The organism is Caballeronia sp. ATUFL_F1_KS4A (assembly GCF_023630905.1).
In the GTDB taxonomy this organism is placed as follows: domain Bacteria; phylum Pseudomonadota; class Gammaproteobacteria; order Burkholderiales; family Burkholderiaceae; genus Caballeronia; species Caballeronia zhejiangensis.
Genome location: NZ_JALQEB010000002.1, coordinates 366,587 through 381,194 on the forward strand (window position 1 = coordinate 366,587; position 14,608 = coordinate 381,194).

Here is a 14,608-nt window from a genome sequence, read left to right on the forward strand (position 1 = left end):
CCCGTCGCTTAAACGCCGCGCTCGTCGCTGAGCGCGGTGCTCGATTCGTGGCCGGCGTCCTTGCGCGATCGCGGGGCGTGTCCGCGCGGCCATCCGCATACGCCGAAACGGTCGAGCAGCGCCTGCACGCCATCCGCCGGCACCGGGCGAGAGAACAGGAAGCCTTGCGCTTCCACCGGCCCGAGCGCGGCGAGCCACGCAATCTGCTCCTCGCGCTCCGTGCCTTCGACAATCACCGTCAACCCGAGCGAGCGCGCCAGATTGACGATCGCCGACACCATCACGCAGACGCTGCGATCTTCCGGAATCGCCTGGATGAACGAGCGATCCACCTTCAGCGTATCGACCGAAAAGCGGTTCAGATACGACAGCGACGAATATCCCGTGCCGAAGTCGTCGAGCGCGATACGCACGCCCAGCCGCTTCAGCGCGACGATCTTCTCCTGCACGAGCTCCGGATACTCGACCATCACGGTCTCGGTGATTTCGAGCTCCAGCTTGTCGGGCGGAATGCCGCTCGCCTCGATCGCGCGCGCGACCGTCTCCAGCAAATCGCCGCGCCAGAACTGCACGGCCGAAATGTTCACGGCGAGCGACAGTCCCGTATAGCCGTCGCGCTGCCATTGCGCGAGCTCCATGCACGCGGTGTGAATCACGAAATCGCCGACCGCGACGATCAGTCCTGTCGATTCCGCCACCGGAATGAACTCGTTCGCCGGAATGAGCCCGTGCTGCGGATGATTCCAGCGCACGAGCGCCTCGAAACCGGTGATGCAGCGGCGCGTCAGATCGATCTTCGGCTGATAGACGAGGAAAAGCTGCTGCTCCGTCAACGCGACGCGCAGTTGCTGTTCCCACTTCATCAAATGGTCCGCGCGATGCGACAACTGCGGCGAATAGAACTGATAGCAGTTCCGGCCCGCGTCCTTCGCGCTGTACATCGCGAGATCGGCCTTCTTCAGCAGATCGATTTCGCTCTCGTTCGACACGGAAAAGAGCGCGATGCCGATGCTCGCATGCAGCACGAACGCGCTGCCGCGCACGTCGAAGGGCGTGGCGAACATCGTCGAGATGTCGTCGGCGAGCGTGACGGCGCGTTGCTCGACGTCGTCGCCCTTCACGACGACCACGAACTCGTCGCCGCCGATGCGCGACAGCGTGCCGCTTTGCCCGACCGTTTCGGCGAGCCGCGACGCGGTCATCTGCAGGACGATGTCGCCGGCGTTGTGGCCGAGCGTGTCGTTGACGGTCTTGAAGTTGTCGAGATCGATGAAGAGCAGCGCCAGGCGCCCGATGTTTTCCGGCTGCGCCACGTCGAGCCTGAGCGCGCGCAGCGTCGAATACCGGTTGCGCAGGCCGGTGAGCAGGTCGTATTCGACGAGATGCGTCATCTCGCGCTCGCGCCCGAGCAGCTTGCCGATGAGGCCCGTCGCGACCGCGAAGAAGCCGAGCATCGCGAGCGAAATGAAGCTCGCCATCAGCAGATAGACATTGCGCGTGTGGTTGTAGTCGACCATCTCCTCGCGCTCGGACAGGCCGACGAGCACGCCGAGCGGATAGCCGTCGATATGCCGGTACGACACGATGCGCTTCACGTGATCGATCGGATCGACGTAGATGCCCGACGCGTGATCGGTCGTCGGATACACGCCGGTCGCGCTGAACGCGGCGTGCGAGCGATCGGCCGGGCCGCTGCGCGCGCTGCCTTTCGCCGGGGCGCTCGCGGCGGCATTCGCGGCGGCGCTCTCGGCCAGGCTGCCGCCCGTGCTGCGCGCGAGCACGGAGCCGTTGTCCGACACGACCGCGATCACGCCTTCGTGCCCGATCGACGCGACGTTGTAGAAGTCGTTCGTGAAATACGCCGGGTCTTCCGACACGACCACGACGCCCGCGAACGAGCCGTCCGGATGATTGAGCCGCCGCGTGATCTGCAGCGTCCAGAGCCCGGATACCCGCCCGCGCACCGGGCGGCTGATGTAGAGCAGATCGTCGTTCGAATGCGCGTGGACCTTGAAGTGTTCGCGGTCGGAGAGATCGATCGGTTTCGGATGCGGATCGGATGTATTGGCGATCAGCGTCCCGTATTCGTCGATCAGCGAAACCTGCACGAGCGTGTCGCTTTGCACGACGCCTTTTTCGACGGTGGCGATCAGATCGAAGTTGTCGGGCGACTTCTCGTACTCGTATTTGACGAAGCGCGTGATCTGGTCGACCTGGTGAATCGCCTTGATGGTGTGCTGTTCGAGCGCCGACGAAAGAATGGCGGCGGACGACATCGACTCATGCGTGGTCGCTTCGCGCTCGACCGACAGCCGGGCGAAGATCACCGCCCACAGCAGCACGAGCACGAAGGTGCCGAGCACGGGAATCGCGAGAAGCGCGCGCCGACGCCGCGCCGACGGCGCGCCGAGGACGGTGTCGGAAAAGGCGTGGGAGCGCGTGCGCTTCATGGGGTGTCCGTCGGCGCTCTGTCGCGTGGCGCCTTGCGTGCTGCGGACTGCGCGAGGTGGATGAAGCGATGCATGTTCTGAGGCGTTCGACCGAAACGAGTGAATATACCGCGCGCGGCGCGCAGCGGATGATCGGCGGATATTTTCTCCGAGACCCGATCCACATCTCGATCCACCTCAGGTCCGCGCGCGACGGCCGTTCGGCGAGCCGTTTGCCGCTGCAGCGCCCGAAGCCCGGCATGAGCGAGACGGCGAGCATCCGGTGTCGTCGCGTGCATACGTTTGCGCTGCGGCGCGAGCGGCTCACCCTCACGACGCCTGTCGCCCGCCGATGTGAACCGCCATTGCGTTCCGATCCCCGATTGTTCAGATATTAACGAAGCCGCCGGGATTAAGAAAGGGGCCGCGCTTGGGGGTATACGCGCGGCGTCGGGCAGCGCGTAGGTCATTGTTTCAGATGCGGAATGTGCCGTCGATCACAGTTACCGAGGCGCCGCCGATCCAGATCGGTGCGCCGTCCGCCGCATCGTCGTATTCGATGCTGACGCGGCCATCGCGGCCGAGCGCCGTGCCCTGTCTCACCGTGAAACGCTGGCCGGGCCGCTGGTCCCGCGCGCGCAGCAGCGTCGCGAGTGCCGCGTTCGCGCTGCCCGTCACCGGATCTTCGATGTTCTCCGCGCCGAGCAGAATCACGCGCAATTCGAACGTCGCGGGTCCGCCGGCTTCGTGCGGCCCATACATGGCGATGCCGTGTGTGCCGACCTCGGCGACGAGCGCCGCGAGCGATTCGCGCGCCGCGCCTTGCAGCGACGTCGCGAAACACTGCGCCGCGTCCTTCACGCGCACGACGAGCCACGGCACGCCGTTGTCCAAGGCGGCGGGCGACGAACTGAAATCGATTACGGCGGGCGCGAGTGCGGCGGCGAGGCGCTCGCACTGCGCATCTGAAAGCGGCGCGATGGTGGCGGGCGGCGCGGCGAACGCCCACTCGCCGCCATCGGCATCGCCATTGGTATCGCCGCGCTGCGCGAGCTCCACGAGTCCGACGCCGCATTCCTGCACGAGCCGGCCGGGCGTCTTCGGCGTGTAACCGGCATCGATGAGCGCGTGAGCGCTGCCGAGCGTCGGATGTCCGGCGAACGGCAGTTCGACTGCCGTCGTGAAGATGCGTACGCGGTAGTCGGCGCGCGGATCGGTCGGCGGCAGGAGAAACGCCGTCTCCGACAAATTCGTCCAGCGGGCGATTTCCTGCATGCGCTCGGCCGTGAGGCCTTCGGCGTCGAAGATCACCGCGAGCGGATTGCCCTTGAATGGAACGGCTGTGAAGACATCGACCTGCTTGAACTGGACGGTGCGTGAGGACATGATTTTCGAATGAGTTCGATGGAAGGGCCATTCTGCCCCCAATACACTCCGGCGCGGTCTGTGAAAGGCCGCGGTCCGCGCTTCACGTTGCGGTCTGGCGCCGGGCGCGAGCGACCAATGCGGCGGCAAGCCGCTTCGTCGGCGTTTCACCTTCGACGGTCGACAATGCGAAGTACGCGATCTCGCTGGCGATCGACTATCACCGATCTGAAGGGCGTCTCCGCCGCGGCATACGATTCGCTGACCTTCCGCGTCGCCGTGGTGCGCCCGATGGGGCTGGACCTCGAGTTCCAGAGCTTCGGCCGTCCGGCAAAGTAAGACTCACATGAAGTGACGTGACGCACGCCCCGTTCTCGCGGTCTGAGGACGGGGCGTTGTCATTGGAGCAGGTGTTTGGTTCGCCTCCATGCAGAAGCGAAAGCGCGCCTTACGCGACTTCCGCGATCAGCTCGATCTCGACGCACGCGCCGAGCGGAATCTGCGCGACGCCGAACGCCGAGCGCGCGTGCTTGCCGGCATCGCCGAAGATTTCCGCGATCAGCTCGGACGCGCCGTTCGTGACGATGTGCTGCTCGGTGAAATCGAAGGTCGAGTTGACGAGGCTCATCACCTTGACGATGCGCTTGACCTTGTTCAGATCGCCGACGTGCGCGTGCAGCGTCGCGATCAGGTCGATGGCGACGCTGCGCGCCGCCGCCTTGCCTTCTTCCGTCGTGATGTTGTCGCCGAGCTTGCCGACGTGGACCTTGCCGTCCTTCTTCGCGATGTGTCCGGAGAGATACACCGTGTTGCCGCTCTGCGCGCTCATCACGTAAGCGGCGGCGGGCGCGCCCGCGACGGGCAGGTCGATGCCGAGTTCCTTCAGCTTGTCGTACACGTTCGATGCCATCGGTTGCTCCTCTAAACGTTGAAATCAGATGCTCGCGCGGATCAGCGCGCCGAGCTTCGCGACGCCTTCGTCGATCGTGGCGGGCGGCACCGTCACGAACGAAAGACGCATGGTGTTGTGTTCGGCTTCGTTGGCGAAGAACGGGCCGCCCGGCACGAAGGCCACATTCTGCGCGATCGCCTGTTCGAGCAGCTTCATCGAATCGATGTGTTGCGGCAGCTTCACCCACACGAACATGCCGCCTTCCGGCCGGTTCCATTCGACGCCCGCGGGCATGTGGCGTTCCAGTGCGTCGAGCATCGCGTTGCATTGATCGCGATAGAGCGCGCGGATCTTGGGAACGTGCGTGTCGAGGAAGCCGTCTTTCACCACTTCATAAACGATGCGCTGCGTGAGGCTCGGCGTGTGCAGGTCGGTCGCCTGCTTGGCCTGCACGAGTTTGAAGTGCAACTCCTCGGGCGCGATGATGTAGCCCACGCGCAGGCCCGGCGCCAGCACTTTCGAGAACGAGCCGAGATGCACGATGTGATCGGGCGCCATCGACAGCATCGTGGGCAGCGGCGCGCCCGCGTAGTCCAGCGCGCCGTAGGGATCGTCCTCGATCACCGGGAACGACGCTTTTTGAGCCAGCGCGGCGAGCGCGCGGCGGCGTTCGAGCGGCAGGCGGCGGCCGGTCGGGTTCTGGAAATTCGGCTGCGCGTAGAGCAGGCGCGCGTTCGCGGTGAGCGTGGCGTCAAGCGCTTCGGGGATCAGGCCCGATTCATCGGTCGGCACCTGCACGTAGTGCGGCTCGAATAGCGAGAACGACTGCAGCGCGCCGAGATACGTCGGCGTCTCGACGAGCACGCGGCTGCCCGGATCGACGAGCGTCTTGCCGAGCAGGTCGAGCGCCTGCTGCGAGCCCGTCGTGATGAGCACCTGCGTCGGACGGATATGCGCGCCGTTCACCGAATACCGCTTCGCGATCCACTCGCGCAGCGGCATGTAGCCTTCGGTCGCGCTGTACTGGAGCGCGGCGGCGGGCTGGTCGCGCAGGATGCGTTCGGAGGCGTGTCGCATTTCCTCGACGGGGAACGTCGCCGGCGAGGGCAGGCCGCCCGCGAACGAAATGACTTCCGGCCGCTCCGTGACCTTCAGGATTTCGCGAATCGCCGAACTGGTGAGCTTGCGAGCACGTTCGGAGAGTTGCCACGGCGTGGCGCGGAGATCGGCTTGATTCATGAAATGCCTCGATTGTCTCTGGGGTGATTTCTTATCGCGGAACGTACCGCAAACGTCGATTATCGCGCGAAGGCGTCATCTTGCGTGCGTCGTGCCGGCAGCGACCACGGCCGGCTGCGGCGCGGCGCGCACGGCGGACTTGCGCCCGAGCACGACCGTCACGATGACGGCGGCCGCGTACAGCCACGTCGACCCGCTTACGTGCTCGCCGAAGAAGAGCGCGGAAAACGCCATCGTGAAGAAGATCTGCAGCAGTTGCACTTGCCCGACGCGCGCGATGCCGCCCATCGCGAGTCCGGCGTACCACGCGAAGAAGCCGATGAACTGCGAGAACAGCGTCACGTAGCCGAACGCGAGCCAGGTCTTGAGAGCGAGCGGTTCGGGATGCGTCGCGTGGCTGCCGAACAGTTGCGCCCACGCGAGCCAGCCGACCGGCAGCAGCAGGAACGGCGCCGAGAGCACGAGCGCCCAGCAGATGACCTGCCAGCCGCCCATCTGACGCGCGAGCCGCGCGCCTTCCGCATAACCGAGCGCGCCGATGCCGACCGCGACGAGCATCAGCAGGTCGCCGGCCTGCAGCCCGCCGCCGCCCGCCTGCAACGCGAACGCGACGACGATCCCGCTGCCCGCGATCGCGCTCGCCCAGAACGCCTTCGACGGCCGCTCGTGCGAGAGCCACGCGGCATAGATGGCGACGCACAGCGGCTGCAGGCCGTTCACGACCGCGCCGTGCGACGCGGGCACGGTTTTCATCGCCCACGCGGAAAACACCGGAAACGCGATGATGACGCCCAGCGCGACCACCGCGAGGCTCTTGACCTGCGGCCACGTCGGCAGCTTTTCGCGACGCCACAAAAGCAGCGCGGCGGCGGGAATGGCCGCGACGAGCGCGCGTCCGAGGCCGTTCAGGATCGGATTGACTTCCGCGACGACGATGCGCGTCATCGGCAGCGTCAGGCTGAAAATGACGACGCCGATCAGGCCGAGCAGCATGCCTTCGGTTTCGCGGGTCTTCATTGTGCGGTGTCTCCGTGGTCGGTCATGTCGGGTGATTCCGTTTTCTTCGGGCGACGTGGCTTCGATGCCGCCCGCGCCTCGGCCTGTTCCGCCGATTCGCCGAGCGTGAGCGTCGTGCCATCGGGCAGATCGAACTGCGCGACGAGCACCGGCGCGCCCGCCGTCTCCTCGACGCGCATCAGATGCGCCGCGCCGAGCCACGCGAGCTGCTCCGCCACGGCCCGCGCGCGCGGATGAAGCCCCGTCAGCGAACGCAGCGCGATGCCGGTTTCCGGCAGCGCGCCGCTCGGATGACGCGGCGTGTCCCACTGAATCAGGGACGGCAGCACGCCATCGCCGGCGCCCTGCCAGGCGGGGAACGCGCCGTCGTCGGGTACGGTCAGGCCCCAGGTATTGCCTGCGCGCGACATCGCCGCGACGGGCGCGATGCGCTCCGGATACTGCTCGCGCCAGCGCGCGAGCGACTTCGGCCGGTCCACGCGCGCGACCCAGTGCACGAGCTGCGGTCCGTGCTCGTCGAGGCGGCGCTGCATCGACGGATCGTCGAGTGCGAAAAGGCGTGGCCGCGCTGCTTCCGCATTCGCCGCCGGATCGATCGCGATCACTTCGAGATACGCGCCGCCCCACAGATTCAGCAGCCGGTTATGCGTGCCCATCAGCGGATGTGCGCCGCCGGGCGCGGTTTCCACGCCGAATTTTGCGGCGACGAACTGCGCGCCTTCTTCCAGCGTGCGTGCGGCGATCACGAGGTGATCGAGTTTCAGTCGATGGTCGGTCATGACGGGCAAAGCGATAAAAAGGGCCGATAGCATAGCGCTTCGTTCGCACGCGACGCGCAGCCCGAAAGCAAAATGTAGCCGCTTGCACTGGAACAGTAACGGTACAATCGGCCCCATACTATTCGGTACACTTTTTGACGGCCCAGTCACGCTGCGCGCCGCAGACCGGAGGCCCGCATGTCCGTTCCGCTCGATCAGATTCCCGCCCCGCACGACGCCGCGCAGCTCACGCTCGTCGATCAACTGGTGCAATGGGGGCGCAGGCGCATCGACGAGCGCGTATTTCGTCCGGGCATGCGGATGCCGTCGATCCGCAAACTCGCGCTGGATAAAGGCGTGTCGCGCTTTACCGTGGTCGAGGCGTACGAGCGGCTCGTCGCGCACGGCTATCTCGATTCGCGGCGCGGCTCCGGTTTTTACGTGCGCGAGCGCATCGCGCCGACGCTCGTCGCGAAGGGCGAGACGCCCGCCGTCGCGGCGGATCGCGAGCCGGTGCAGAACACCATCGACGTGGTCTGGCTGCTGCGCAACATGCTGCATACGTCCAGTCCTGAAAAAGGGCCGGGGCTCGGCTATTTGCCGGGCCGCTGGCTCGACGGCGAATTGATCACCAACGCGCTGCGCTCGCTGTCGCGCCAGAGCGGGGCGCAGATGCTGGGCTTCGGCACGCCGCAAGGCTTTTTGCCGCTGCGCCAGCAGTTGCAGACGCGGCTCGAGGAACTGGAGATCGGCGCGTCGGCGGCGCGGCAGATCGTGCTCGTGTCGGGCATCACGCAGGCGATCGATCTCATTTCTCGTCTTTATGTGAAGCCGGGCGATGCCGTGATCGTCGGCGATCCGGCGTGGTTTCAGATGTTCGGCCGCTTCGCTTCGCAAGGCGCGCGGCTCGTCGGCATGCCGTACACGCCCGACGGCCCCGATCTCGATGCGCTGGAGACGCTTGTCGCGACCTGGCGGCCCAAGATGCTCATCATCAATTCGGTGCTGCAGAATCCGACCGGCACGTCGCTGACGGCGGCGCAGGCGTACCGCATCCTGCAACTCGCGCAGGAATACGACTTCATCGTCGTCGAGGACGATGTCTACGGCGATCTGTGTCCCGCTGGCTTTCCCGCGACGCGCCTCGCATCGCTCGATCAGTTGAAGCGCGTGATCTTCCTCGGCAGCTTTTCGAAGACGCTCGCGGCGAATCTGCGCGTCGGGTATATCGCGGCGGCGCCGGAAGTCGCGAAAGCGCTCGCGGATCAGAAGATGCTCGTCGGCATGACGAGTCCCGAGCTCAACGAGCGCGTCGTCTACAAGGTGTTGACGGAAGGGCATTACCGGCGTCACGTCGAGCGGCTGCGGGCCCGGCTCGACGGCGTGCGCGACAAGACCGCGCGCATGCTGGAAAAAACCGGCCTCAGACTTTTCGCGCCGCCCGCTGCGGCGGGCATGTTCCTGTGGGCGGACGCGGGCATCGATTCCGATGGACTCGCGGCAGCCGGACACGAAGCCGGCTTTCTGCTGACGCCCGGCAGCCTGTTTTCGCCGCATCAGTCTCCGACGACGTGGATGCGCTTCAACATCGCCAATTGCGGCGATCCGGCCTTGCCCGCCTTGCTGTCGAACTATCTGGAAAAGGCCGCGCGGCGCAGCGCCTAGCGGCGCCGTCCGGCAAGCCTTGGCAGATTGCGGCGCGCGGCGGGCGCGCGGATGAACTCCGCGAGCACGGTCTCATAGAGCGCGAGCGCGCCGGGCGTATGCCGGTAGCGATGCTCGTAAAGGCGGTTTTGCCCGTCGCAGAACTTGAGCGCGAAATAATCCGCGAGCAGGTTGCCTTGCGCTTCCATGTTGTAATCGCAGAGGCGCTTGTCATCGGCGAGCGTGTACGCATACCGCAGGCCGATGCGAATCGCGCCGCGCAGCCGCACCGGATAGCCGAGCTGGAATTGCCAGACATGCGTCATCTCGTGGATGAACCACATGCGGTCGGCGATGTCGCAGGCGGAGAAGTCGTCCTGAAAACATCCGCGCGGAAAATAGAGGTTGCCGTTCGGCGCCATCGCCGTGCGGCGCGGCTGCAGGCCGAACGGCAGATAGGCGCGCGCGTGCACGCGCACCCGCGAATAGTCGATGGCGTCGCGGAAGATCGAACGGGCGATGTCGATCTCGCCGGGTGTGAGTGCGCGGGCGGTGCGGTGCATGCAGGCATCATAACGGCGTGCACGTCGCTCTTGAAATCGAGCGGCGCGCCCTTATATCGGACGAATTCGGCCAACACGGCCAACGCATCCGCATCAACGAAATCAAAGAGGAACCGACATGGCGCAAGAAACCATGAGCTTTCAGGCAGAAGTGAAGCAGCTTCTGCATCTGATGATCCATTCGCTCTACAGCAACAAGGAAATTTTCCTGCGCGAGCTGATTTCCAACGCATCCGATGCCGCGGACAAGCTGCGCTTCGAAGCCATCGAGAACAGCGCGCTCTACGAGAACGATCCGGATCTGCGCATCCGCGTGTCGTTCGATAAAGCCGCGCGCACGGTCACCATCGACGACAACGGCATCGGCATGAGCCGCGACGAAGCGATTTCGCACCTCGGCACGATCGCACGTTCGGGCACCAAGGAATTCTTCTCGAAGCTCTCCGGCGACCAGCAGAAGGACGCGGCGCTCATCGGGCAGTTCGGCGTCGGCTTCTATTCGGGTTTCATCGTCGCGGACAAGATCACGGTCGAGACGCGCCGCGCCGGTCTCGCGGCGAACGAAGGCGTACGCTGGACGAGCGCGGGCGAGGGCGATTTCGAAGTCGAGGACATCGAGCGCGCGCAACGCGGCACGACCATCACGCTGCATCTGCGCGCGGACGAGGACGAGTTCCTGTCGACGCATCGTCTGAAGTCGATCATCCAGAAGTATTCGGATCACGTCGCGCTGCCCATCCTGATGAAGAAGGAAGAGTGGGACGCCGAAAAGAGCGAGATGGTCACGAAGGACGAGGACGAGACCGTCAACCAGGCGAGCGCGCTCTGGACGCGTCCGAAGAACGACATCACGGACGAGCAGTACAAGCAGTTTTATCAGCACGTTTCGCACGATCACGACGAGCCGCTCGCGTGGACGCATAACCGCGTCGAAGGCCGCAGCGAGTACACGCAACTGCTGTACGTACCGAAGCACGCGCCGTTCGATCTGTGGAACCGCGAGCATCGCGGCGGACTGAAGCTCTACGTGAAGCGCGTGTTCATCATGGATGACGCCGAGCAACTGCTGCCCGCGTATCTGCGTTTCGTGAAGGGCGTCGTCGATTCCGCCGATCTGCCGCTCAACGTATCGCGCGAAATCCTGCAGGAAAGCCGCGACGTGAGGGCGATTCGCGAAGGCGTGACCAAGCGCGTGCTGTCGATGCTCGAAGAGCTCGCGACGTCTTCGGCCGAAGCCACCGAAGGCGCCGACAAGCAGAAGTACGCCACGTTCTGGAACGAGTTCGGGCAAGTGCTGAAGGAAGGCATCGGCGAGGACTTCAGCAATCGCGAGCGCATCGCGAAGCTGGTGCGTTTCGCATCGACGCACAACGACAGCAACGAGCAGAACGTGTCGCTCGCGGACTACGTTGCGCGCATGAAGCCCGAGCAGACGAAGATCTATTACGTCACCGCCGATAGCTGGCAGGCCGCGAAGAACAGCCCGCATCTCGAAGTGTTCCGCAAGAAGGGCGTCGAAGTGCTGCTGCTGACGGACCGCGTCGACGAGTGGATGCTGTCGTTCCTCAATGAGTTCGATGGCAAGCCGCTGCAGAGCGTCGCGCGCGGCGACCTCGATCTCGGCGCGCTCGACGACGAGGAAAAGCAGCAGCAAGAGAAGGTCGGCGAGGAAATGAAGCCGCTCGTCGAGAAGATGAAGGAAGCGCTCGAAGGCAAGGCGAAGGACGTGCGCCTCACGTTCCGTCTCACCGATTCGCCGAGCTGTCTCGTCGCGGATGAAGGCGATATGAGCGGTTATCTGCAACGCATGCTGAAGGCAGCGGGGCAGAACGCGCCGCAAGCGGAACCGATTCTCGAAGTGAATCCTGATCATCCGCTGGTGAAGTCGTTGAATGCGGATAACGCCAATTTCGTCGACTGGTGTCATCTGCTGTTCGATCAGGCGTTGCTGGCCGAAGGCGGCGCGCTGGAGGACCCGGCGAGCTTCGTGAAGCGCACGAACGCGTTGTTGCTTGCGCGGTAAGTCTTTGCAGGTGATTTGAATGAACGCGCCGCCGGGGAACCGGCGGCGCGTTTTTTACTTGCTCTTGCGTTCCTTGTTCGACTGAGCGATGAGCGATGCCGCCATCCTTCGGGTCTCTTCCGAATACTTCGGGCTTCTCAATGCTTCCGATGCCTTGTGTTCCATTGCCGCGCCGGTCTGTTTGTTCGTGTGGCGCTGCGCGAGAACCGATCCCGCGAAGCTCTTCGCAATCTTCGATGCGTGCGGATCATGCAATGTCTTTTCGGCGATCTCGGTGACTGCTTTCGACGACTGTTTCTTGTTGATTGTCATAGTCTTGTTTCATTGATTCTTCGTCTGGACGCCGCGCCTCGGTGATGCAGTGTTCGCGGCCAATCCCCTTATATCCGTGGATGGCGAGCAATTCCAGCCGAAACGTCCGAATAGCGGGTGCCTCTATAATCCGCCGCATGCTCACGCCCAACGATCCCATCGACGCACACTGGCGCGTCGTCCCGCTTGCCTCGCTCACCGACGCTCAAAAGGACTGGCTCACGCGCGGCGGCTCGCTGACCGCGCATCTGCGCACGCTCGGCGCGGTGACGGTCGAAGTGACGCGCGAAGCCGTCGCTATGCCGTGGCGCGACGAATGGCGCGCGCTCGATGTCACGCCGCGCACGCCCGTCTGGACGCGCGAAGTCACGCTCAAGGTCGATGGCGCGCCGTTCGTCGTCGCGCATAGCGTCGTGCCGCTTTCGCACAGCACGGGCATCTGGCAATCGATGCGCCGTCTGCGCACGCGTCCGCTCGCCGAACTGCTTTATAGCGATAGCAGCGTGTCGCGCTCGGCGCTCGTCAGCAGAAGGATCACCGCGCGGCATCCGCTGCATCGGCTGGCATCGGCGCATAGGGAAAGCGCGCATGCGCTCGTCGCGAGGCGATCCGTGTTCAAGCGTCACGGCGCGCCGCTGATGGTCACCGAATGCATGCTCGATGCGCTCTGGACGCGCCTCGACGTATCAGCCGCGAAAAAGCACCATTGGGAACACGCGCGTTCGCTCGAACATCTGAGCTCGCATGCGAAGCGCGTCGCGCACGGCGAGGCGAAATGAAGCTCGCGGGATTCGAACCGGTCGGCGATGACGCCACGCACACCCTCATCCTCGGCAGCTTTCCGGGCGTCGCATCGCTGGCGGCGACGCAGTATTACGCGCATCCGCGCAATCAGTTCTGGCGGCTCGTCGGCGCGGCGATCGGGGAATCGCTGCACGAACTGAGCTACGACGAACGTCTGGCGCGCCTGAAGCAGCACGGCATCGGTTTATGGGACGTGCTCGCCGCGTGCGAACGCGAAGGCAGTCTCGATGCCGCGATCCGCAACGCATCGCCCAACGACTTTGCCGTGTTCCGCACGCGCTTCCCGAACTTGCGCAAGGTCTGCTTCAACGGCAAGACCTCGGGCAAGTTCGCGCCCGTCCTTGCAGCGGCAGGCTACGCGACGCTCGTGCTGCCGTCGTCGAGCGCGGCCAATGCTATCCTCTCGTTCGATCGAAAATTGCGCATCTGGCGCGACATCCTCACCACACAATGACGAATCTCATCAAGCGCGCGTCGGCCGAAGCCCGCGCGTTCGGCCGCAAGAAAGACAACGCCAAATCGAAGCGCAATCGCGACGATGACGAGCTCGCGAACGCCCCGCGCATCGAGGCGCCGCGCAAGCCGCGCTTCGCGCCCGTGACGTTCTCGGAAGAGGGCGGCGTGCGCTATCTGCATTTCGGCACCGAATGGGTGCAAGGCGCGATGCGTTTGAAGAAGCCCGATCACATCGAGCTCGAATACGCGCAGCAGATGATGGCGTGGCTGCTCTTCATCGAAACTCCCGAGCGCATTGTGCAGCTCGGGCTCGGCGCGGCCGCGCTCACGAAGTTCTGTTACCGTTTTCTCAAGCGCGCGAAGGTCGAAGCCGTCGAACTGAACCCCGCGGTCGTGATCGCCGCGCGCGCGATGTTCGAACTGCCCTATGACGACGCGCGCCTCACCGTCACCGAGCGCGACGCGTGGGAGTTCATCAACGATCGCGCGAACCACGGCACGATCGGCGCATTGCAGATCGATCTCTACGACGCCACCGCGCGCGGCCCCGTCCTCGACAGCGTGTCGTTCTATCGTGCGTGCCGCGCGTGTCTCACGCCCGAGGCGGGCGTCGTCACGATCAATCTGTTCGGCGATCATCCGAGCTTCGTGCGCAACATGCGGCATCTGAACGAAGCGTTCGATCATCGCGTGATCGCGCTGCCCGAAGTGCACGACGGCAATCGCGTCGCGCTCGCCTTCGCCGGTCCCGCGCTCGACGTGCCATTCGCCGCGCTCGAAACGCGCGCGAAGCTCATCGAAGCCCAACTCGGCCTGCCCGCGCGCAAGTGGGTGAAGGGTCTCGCCGAAAGCGCGGGCATCCCGACGACGGGTTCGTTCTCCATCTGACCGAACATGCATCGGGCCGGAACGTGCGTTCTGGCCCTTTCGCGGCCATCACAGAAGCAAGCAGAGAAATCAGCGGAATCTGAATAGTCGGGATTCTCCCTGATTTGAGCGCTATTTATCGGTCCATATACTCCCTCTGTTATTTCGGGGCGCTTCAAGCGGCATGTCTACCCGACGACCGGCATCCCGCCGGGCTCGCAATAACGACAAAACAAGAG

General features: G+C 64.7%; 13 protein-coding genes. 5 read left to right on the forward strand and 8 right to left on the reverse strand.

Annotation, left to right across the window (positions count from 1 at the left end):
• Positions 1-8: 8 nt before the first annotated feature.
• The 6 genes from NCS03_RS04850 to NCS03_RS04875 all read right to left on the reverse strand — a co-directional run bounded on the left by NCS03_RS04850 (position 9) and on the right by NCS03_RS04875 (position 7,721).
• Positions 9-2,450, reverse strand: a complete 2,442-nt coding sequence (locus tag NCS03_RS04850; protein WP_034471280.1) for a bifunctional diguanylate cyclase/phosphodiesterase — start codon at positions 2,448-2,450, stop codon at positions 9-11.
• A gap of 453 nt (positions 2,451-2,903) precedes the next feature.
• Entirely contained in the window at positions 2,904-3,815 is a 912-nt protein-coding gene (locus NCS03_RS04855; protein WP_250528864.1) for a PhzF family phenazine biosynthesis protein, read from the reverse strand.
• A 427-nt stretch (positions 3,816-4,242) separates the two neighbouring features.
• Positions 4,243-4,704, reverse strand: a complete 462-nt coding sequence (locus NCS03_RS04860; protein ID WP_008350722.1) for a RidA family protein — start codon at positions 4,702-4,704, stop codon at positions 4,243-4,245.
• Positions 4,705-4,728: 24 nt separating this feature from the next.
• Positions 4,729-5,925, reverse strand: coding sequence for an aminotransferase-like domain-containing protein (locus NCS03_RS04865; protein WP_008350720.1), 1,197 nt, complete (start codon positions 5,923-5,925; stop codon positions 4,729-4,731).
• A 75-nt stretch (positions 5,926-6,000) separates the two neighbouring features.
• Positions 6,001-6,942 (reverse strand): DMT family transporter, encoded by a 942-nt coding sequence (locus NCS03_RS04870; RefSeq protein ID WP_008350719.1) that lies wholly within the window; start codon positions 6,940-6,942, stop codon positions 6,001-6,003.
• Complete coding sequence (locus tag NCS03_RS04875) at positions 6,939-7,721, reverse strand: VOC family protein (RefSeq protein ID WP_250528865.1); 783 nt, start codon at positions 7,719-7,721, stop codon at positions 6,939-6,941. Before NCS03_RS04875 ends, NCS03_RS04870 begins: the two co-directional genes overlap by 4 nt.
• A 177-nt stretch (positions 7,722-7,898) precedes the next feature.
• On the opposite strand from NCS03_RS04875, the gene NCS03_RS04880 reads away from it, so the two are divergent.
• Positions 7,899-9,365: an aminotransferase-like domain-containing protein gene (locus tag NCS03_RS04880; protein WP_034471274.1), complete on the forward strand. Its 1,467-nt coding sequence runs from the start codon at positions 7,899-7,901 to the stop codon at positions 9,363-9,365.
• Here the strand turns inward: NCS03_RS04880 and NCS03_RS04885 are convergent.
• A complete protein-coding gene (locus NCS03_RS04885) occupies positions 9,362-9,907 on the reverse strand; it encodes a hypothetical protein (RefSeq protein WP_034471272.1) in 546 nt (181 codons plus the stop codon). The genes NCS03_RS04880 and NCS03_RS04885 overlap by 4 nt on opposite strands.
• 118 nt (positions 9,908-10,025) lie before the next feature.
• On the opposite strand from NCS03_RS04885, the gene htpG reads away from it, so the two are divergent.
• On the forward strand, positions 10,026-11,930 hold the full coding sequence (htpG, locus tag NCS03_RS04890; RefSeq protein WP_250528866.1) for a molecular chaperone HtpG: 1,905 nt from the start codon (positions 10,026-10,028) through the stop codon (positions 11,928-11,930).
• 54 nt (positions 11,931-11,984) lie between these two features.
• On the opposite strand, the gene NCS03_RS04895 is transcribed toward htpG, so the two are convergent.
• Positions 11,985-12,242 (reverse strand): hypothetical protein, encoded by a 258-nt coding sequence (locus NCS03_RS04895; RefSeq protein WP_008350714.1) that lies wholly within the window; start codon positions 12,240-12,242, stop codon positions 11,985-11,987.
• A 137-nt stretch (positions 12,243-12,379) separates the two neighbouring features.
• On the opposite strand from NCS03_RS04895, the gene NCS03_RS04900 reads away from it, so the two are divergent.
• From NCS03_RS04900 to NCS03_RS04910, 3 genes are read left to right on the forward strand one after another with little or no spacing between them, the layout of a single operon-like run.
• Positions 12,380-13,021 (forward strand): chorismate--pyruvate lyase family protein, encoded by a 642-nt coding sequence (locus NCS03_RS04900; protein WP_034471268.1) that lies wholly within the window; start codon positions 12,380-12,382, stop codon positions 13,019-13,021.
• On the forward strand, positions 13,018-13,500 hold the full coding sequence (locus NCS03_RS04905; protein WP_244807838.1) for a DNA-deoxyinosine glycosylase: 483 nt from the start codon (positions 13,018-13,020) through the stop codon (positions 13,498-13,500). The genes NCS03_RS04900 and NCS03_RS04905 overlap by 4 nt, the downstream gene beginning before the upstream one ends.
• Positions 13,497-14,390: a class I SAM-dependent methyltransferase gene (locus tag NCS03_RS04910; RefSeq protein WP_250528867.1), complete on the forward strand. Its 894-nt coding sequence runs from the start codon at positions 13,497-13,499 to the stop codon at positions 14,388-14,390. The genes NCS03_RS04905 and NCS03_RS04910 overlap by 4 nt, the downstream gene beginning before the upstream one ends.
• Positions 14,391-14,608 lie beyond the last annotated feature (218 nt).

Coding starts and splice junctions, on each gene's coding strand:
- NCS03_RS04850 (WP_034471280.1), bottom strand. CDS start 2,450: ATGAAGCGCACGCGCTCCCACGCCTTTTCCGACACCGTCCTCGGCGCG.
- NCS03_RS04855 (WP_250528864.1), bottom strand. CDS start 3,815: ATGTCCTCACGCACCGTCCAGTTCAAGCAGGTCGATGTCTTCACAGCC.
- NCS03_RS04860 (WP_008350722.1), bottom strand. CDS start 4,704: ATGGCATCGAACGTGTACGACAAGCTGAAGGAACTCGGCATCGACCTG.
- NCS03_RS04865 (WP_008350720.1), bottom strand. CDS start 5,925: ATGAATCAAGCCGATCTCCGCGCCACGCCGTGGCAACTCTCCGAACGT.
- NCS03_RS04870 (WP_008350719.1), bottom strand. CDS start 6,942: ATGAAGACCCGCGAAACCGAAGGCATGCTGCTCGGCCTGATCGGCGTC.
- NCS03_RS04875 (WP_250528865.1), bottom strand. CDS start 7,721: ATGACCGACCATCGACTGAAACTCGATCACCTCGTGATCGCCGCACGC.
- NCS03_RS04880 (WP_034471274.1), top strand. CDS start 7,899: ATGTCCGTTCCGCTCGATCAGATTCCCGCCCCGCACGACGCCGCGCAG.
- NCS03_RS04885 (WP_034471272.1), bottom strand. CDS start 9,907: ATGCACCGCACCGCCCGCGCACTCACACCCGGCGAGATCGACATCGCC.
- htpG (WP_250528866.1), top strand. CDS start 10,026: ATGGCGCAAGAAACCATGAGCTTTCAGGCAGAAGTGAAGCAGCTTCTG.
- NCS03_RS04895 (WP_008350714.1), bottom strand. CDS start 12,242: ATGACAATCAACAAGAAACAGTCGTCGAAAGCAGTCACCGAGATCGCC.
- NCS03_RS04900 (WP_034471268.1), top strand. CDS start 12,380: ATGCTCACGCCCAACGATCCCATCGACGCACACTGGCGCGTCGTCCCG.
- NCS03_RS04905 (WP_244807838.1), top strand. CDS start 13,018: ATGAAGCTCGCGGGATTCGAACCGGTCGGCGATGACGCCACGCACACC.
- NCS03_RS04910 (WP_250528867.1), top strand. CDS start 13,497: ATGACGAATCTCATCAAGCGCGCGTCGGCCGAAGCCCGCGCGTTCGGC.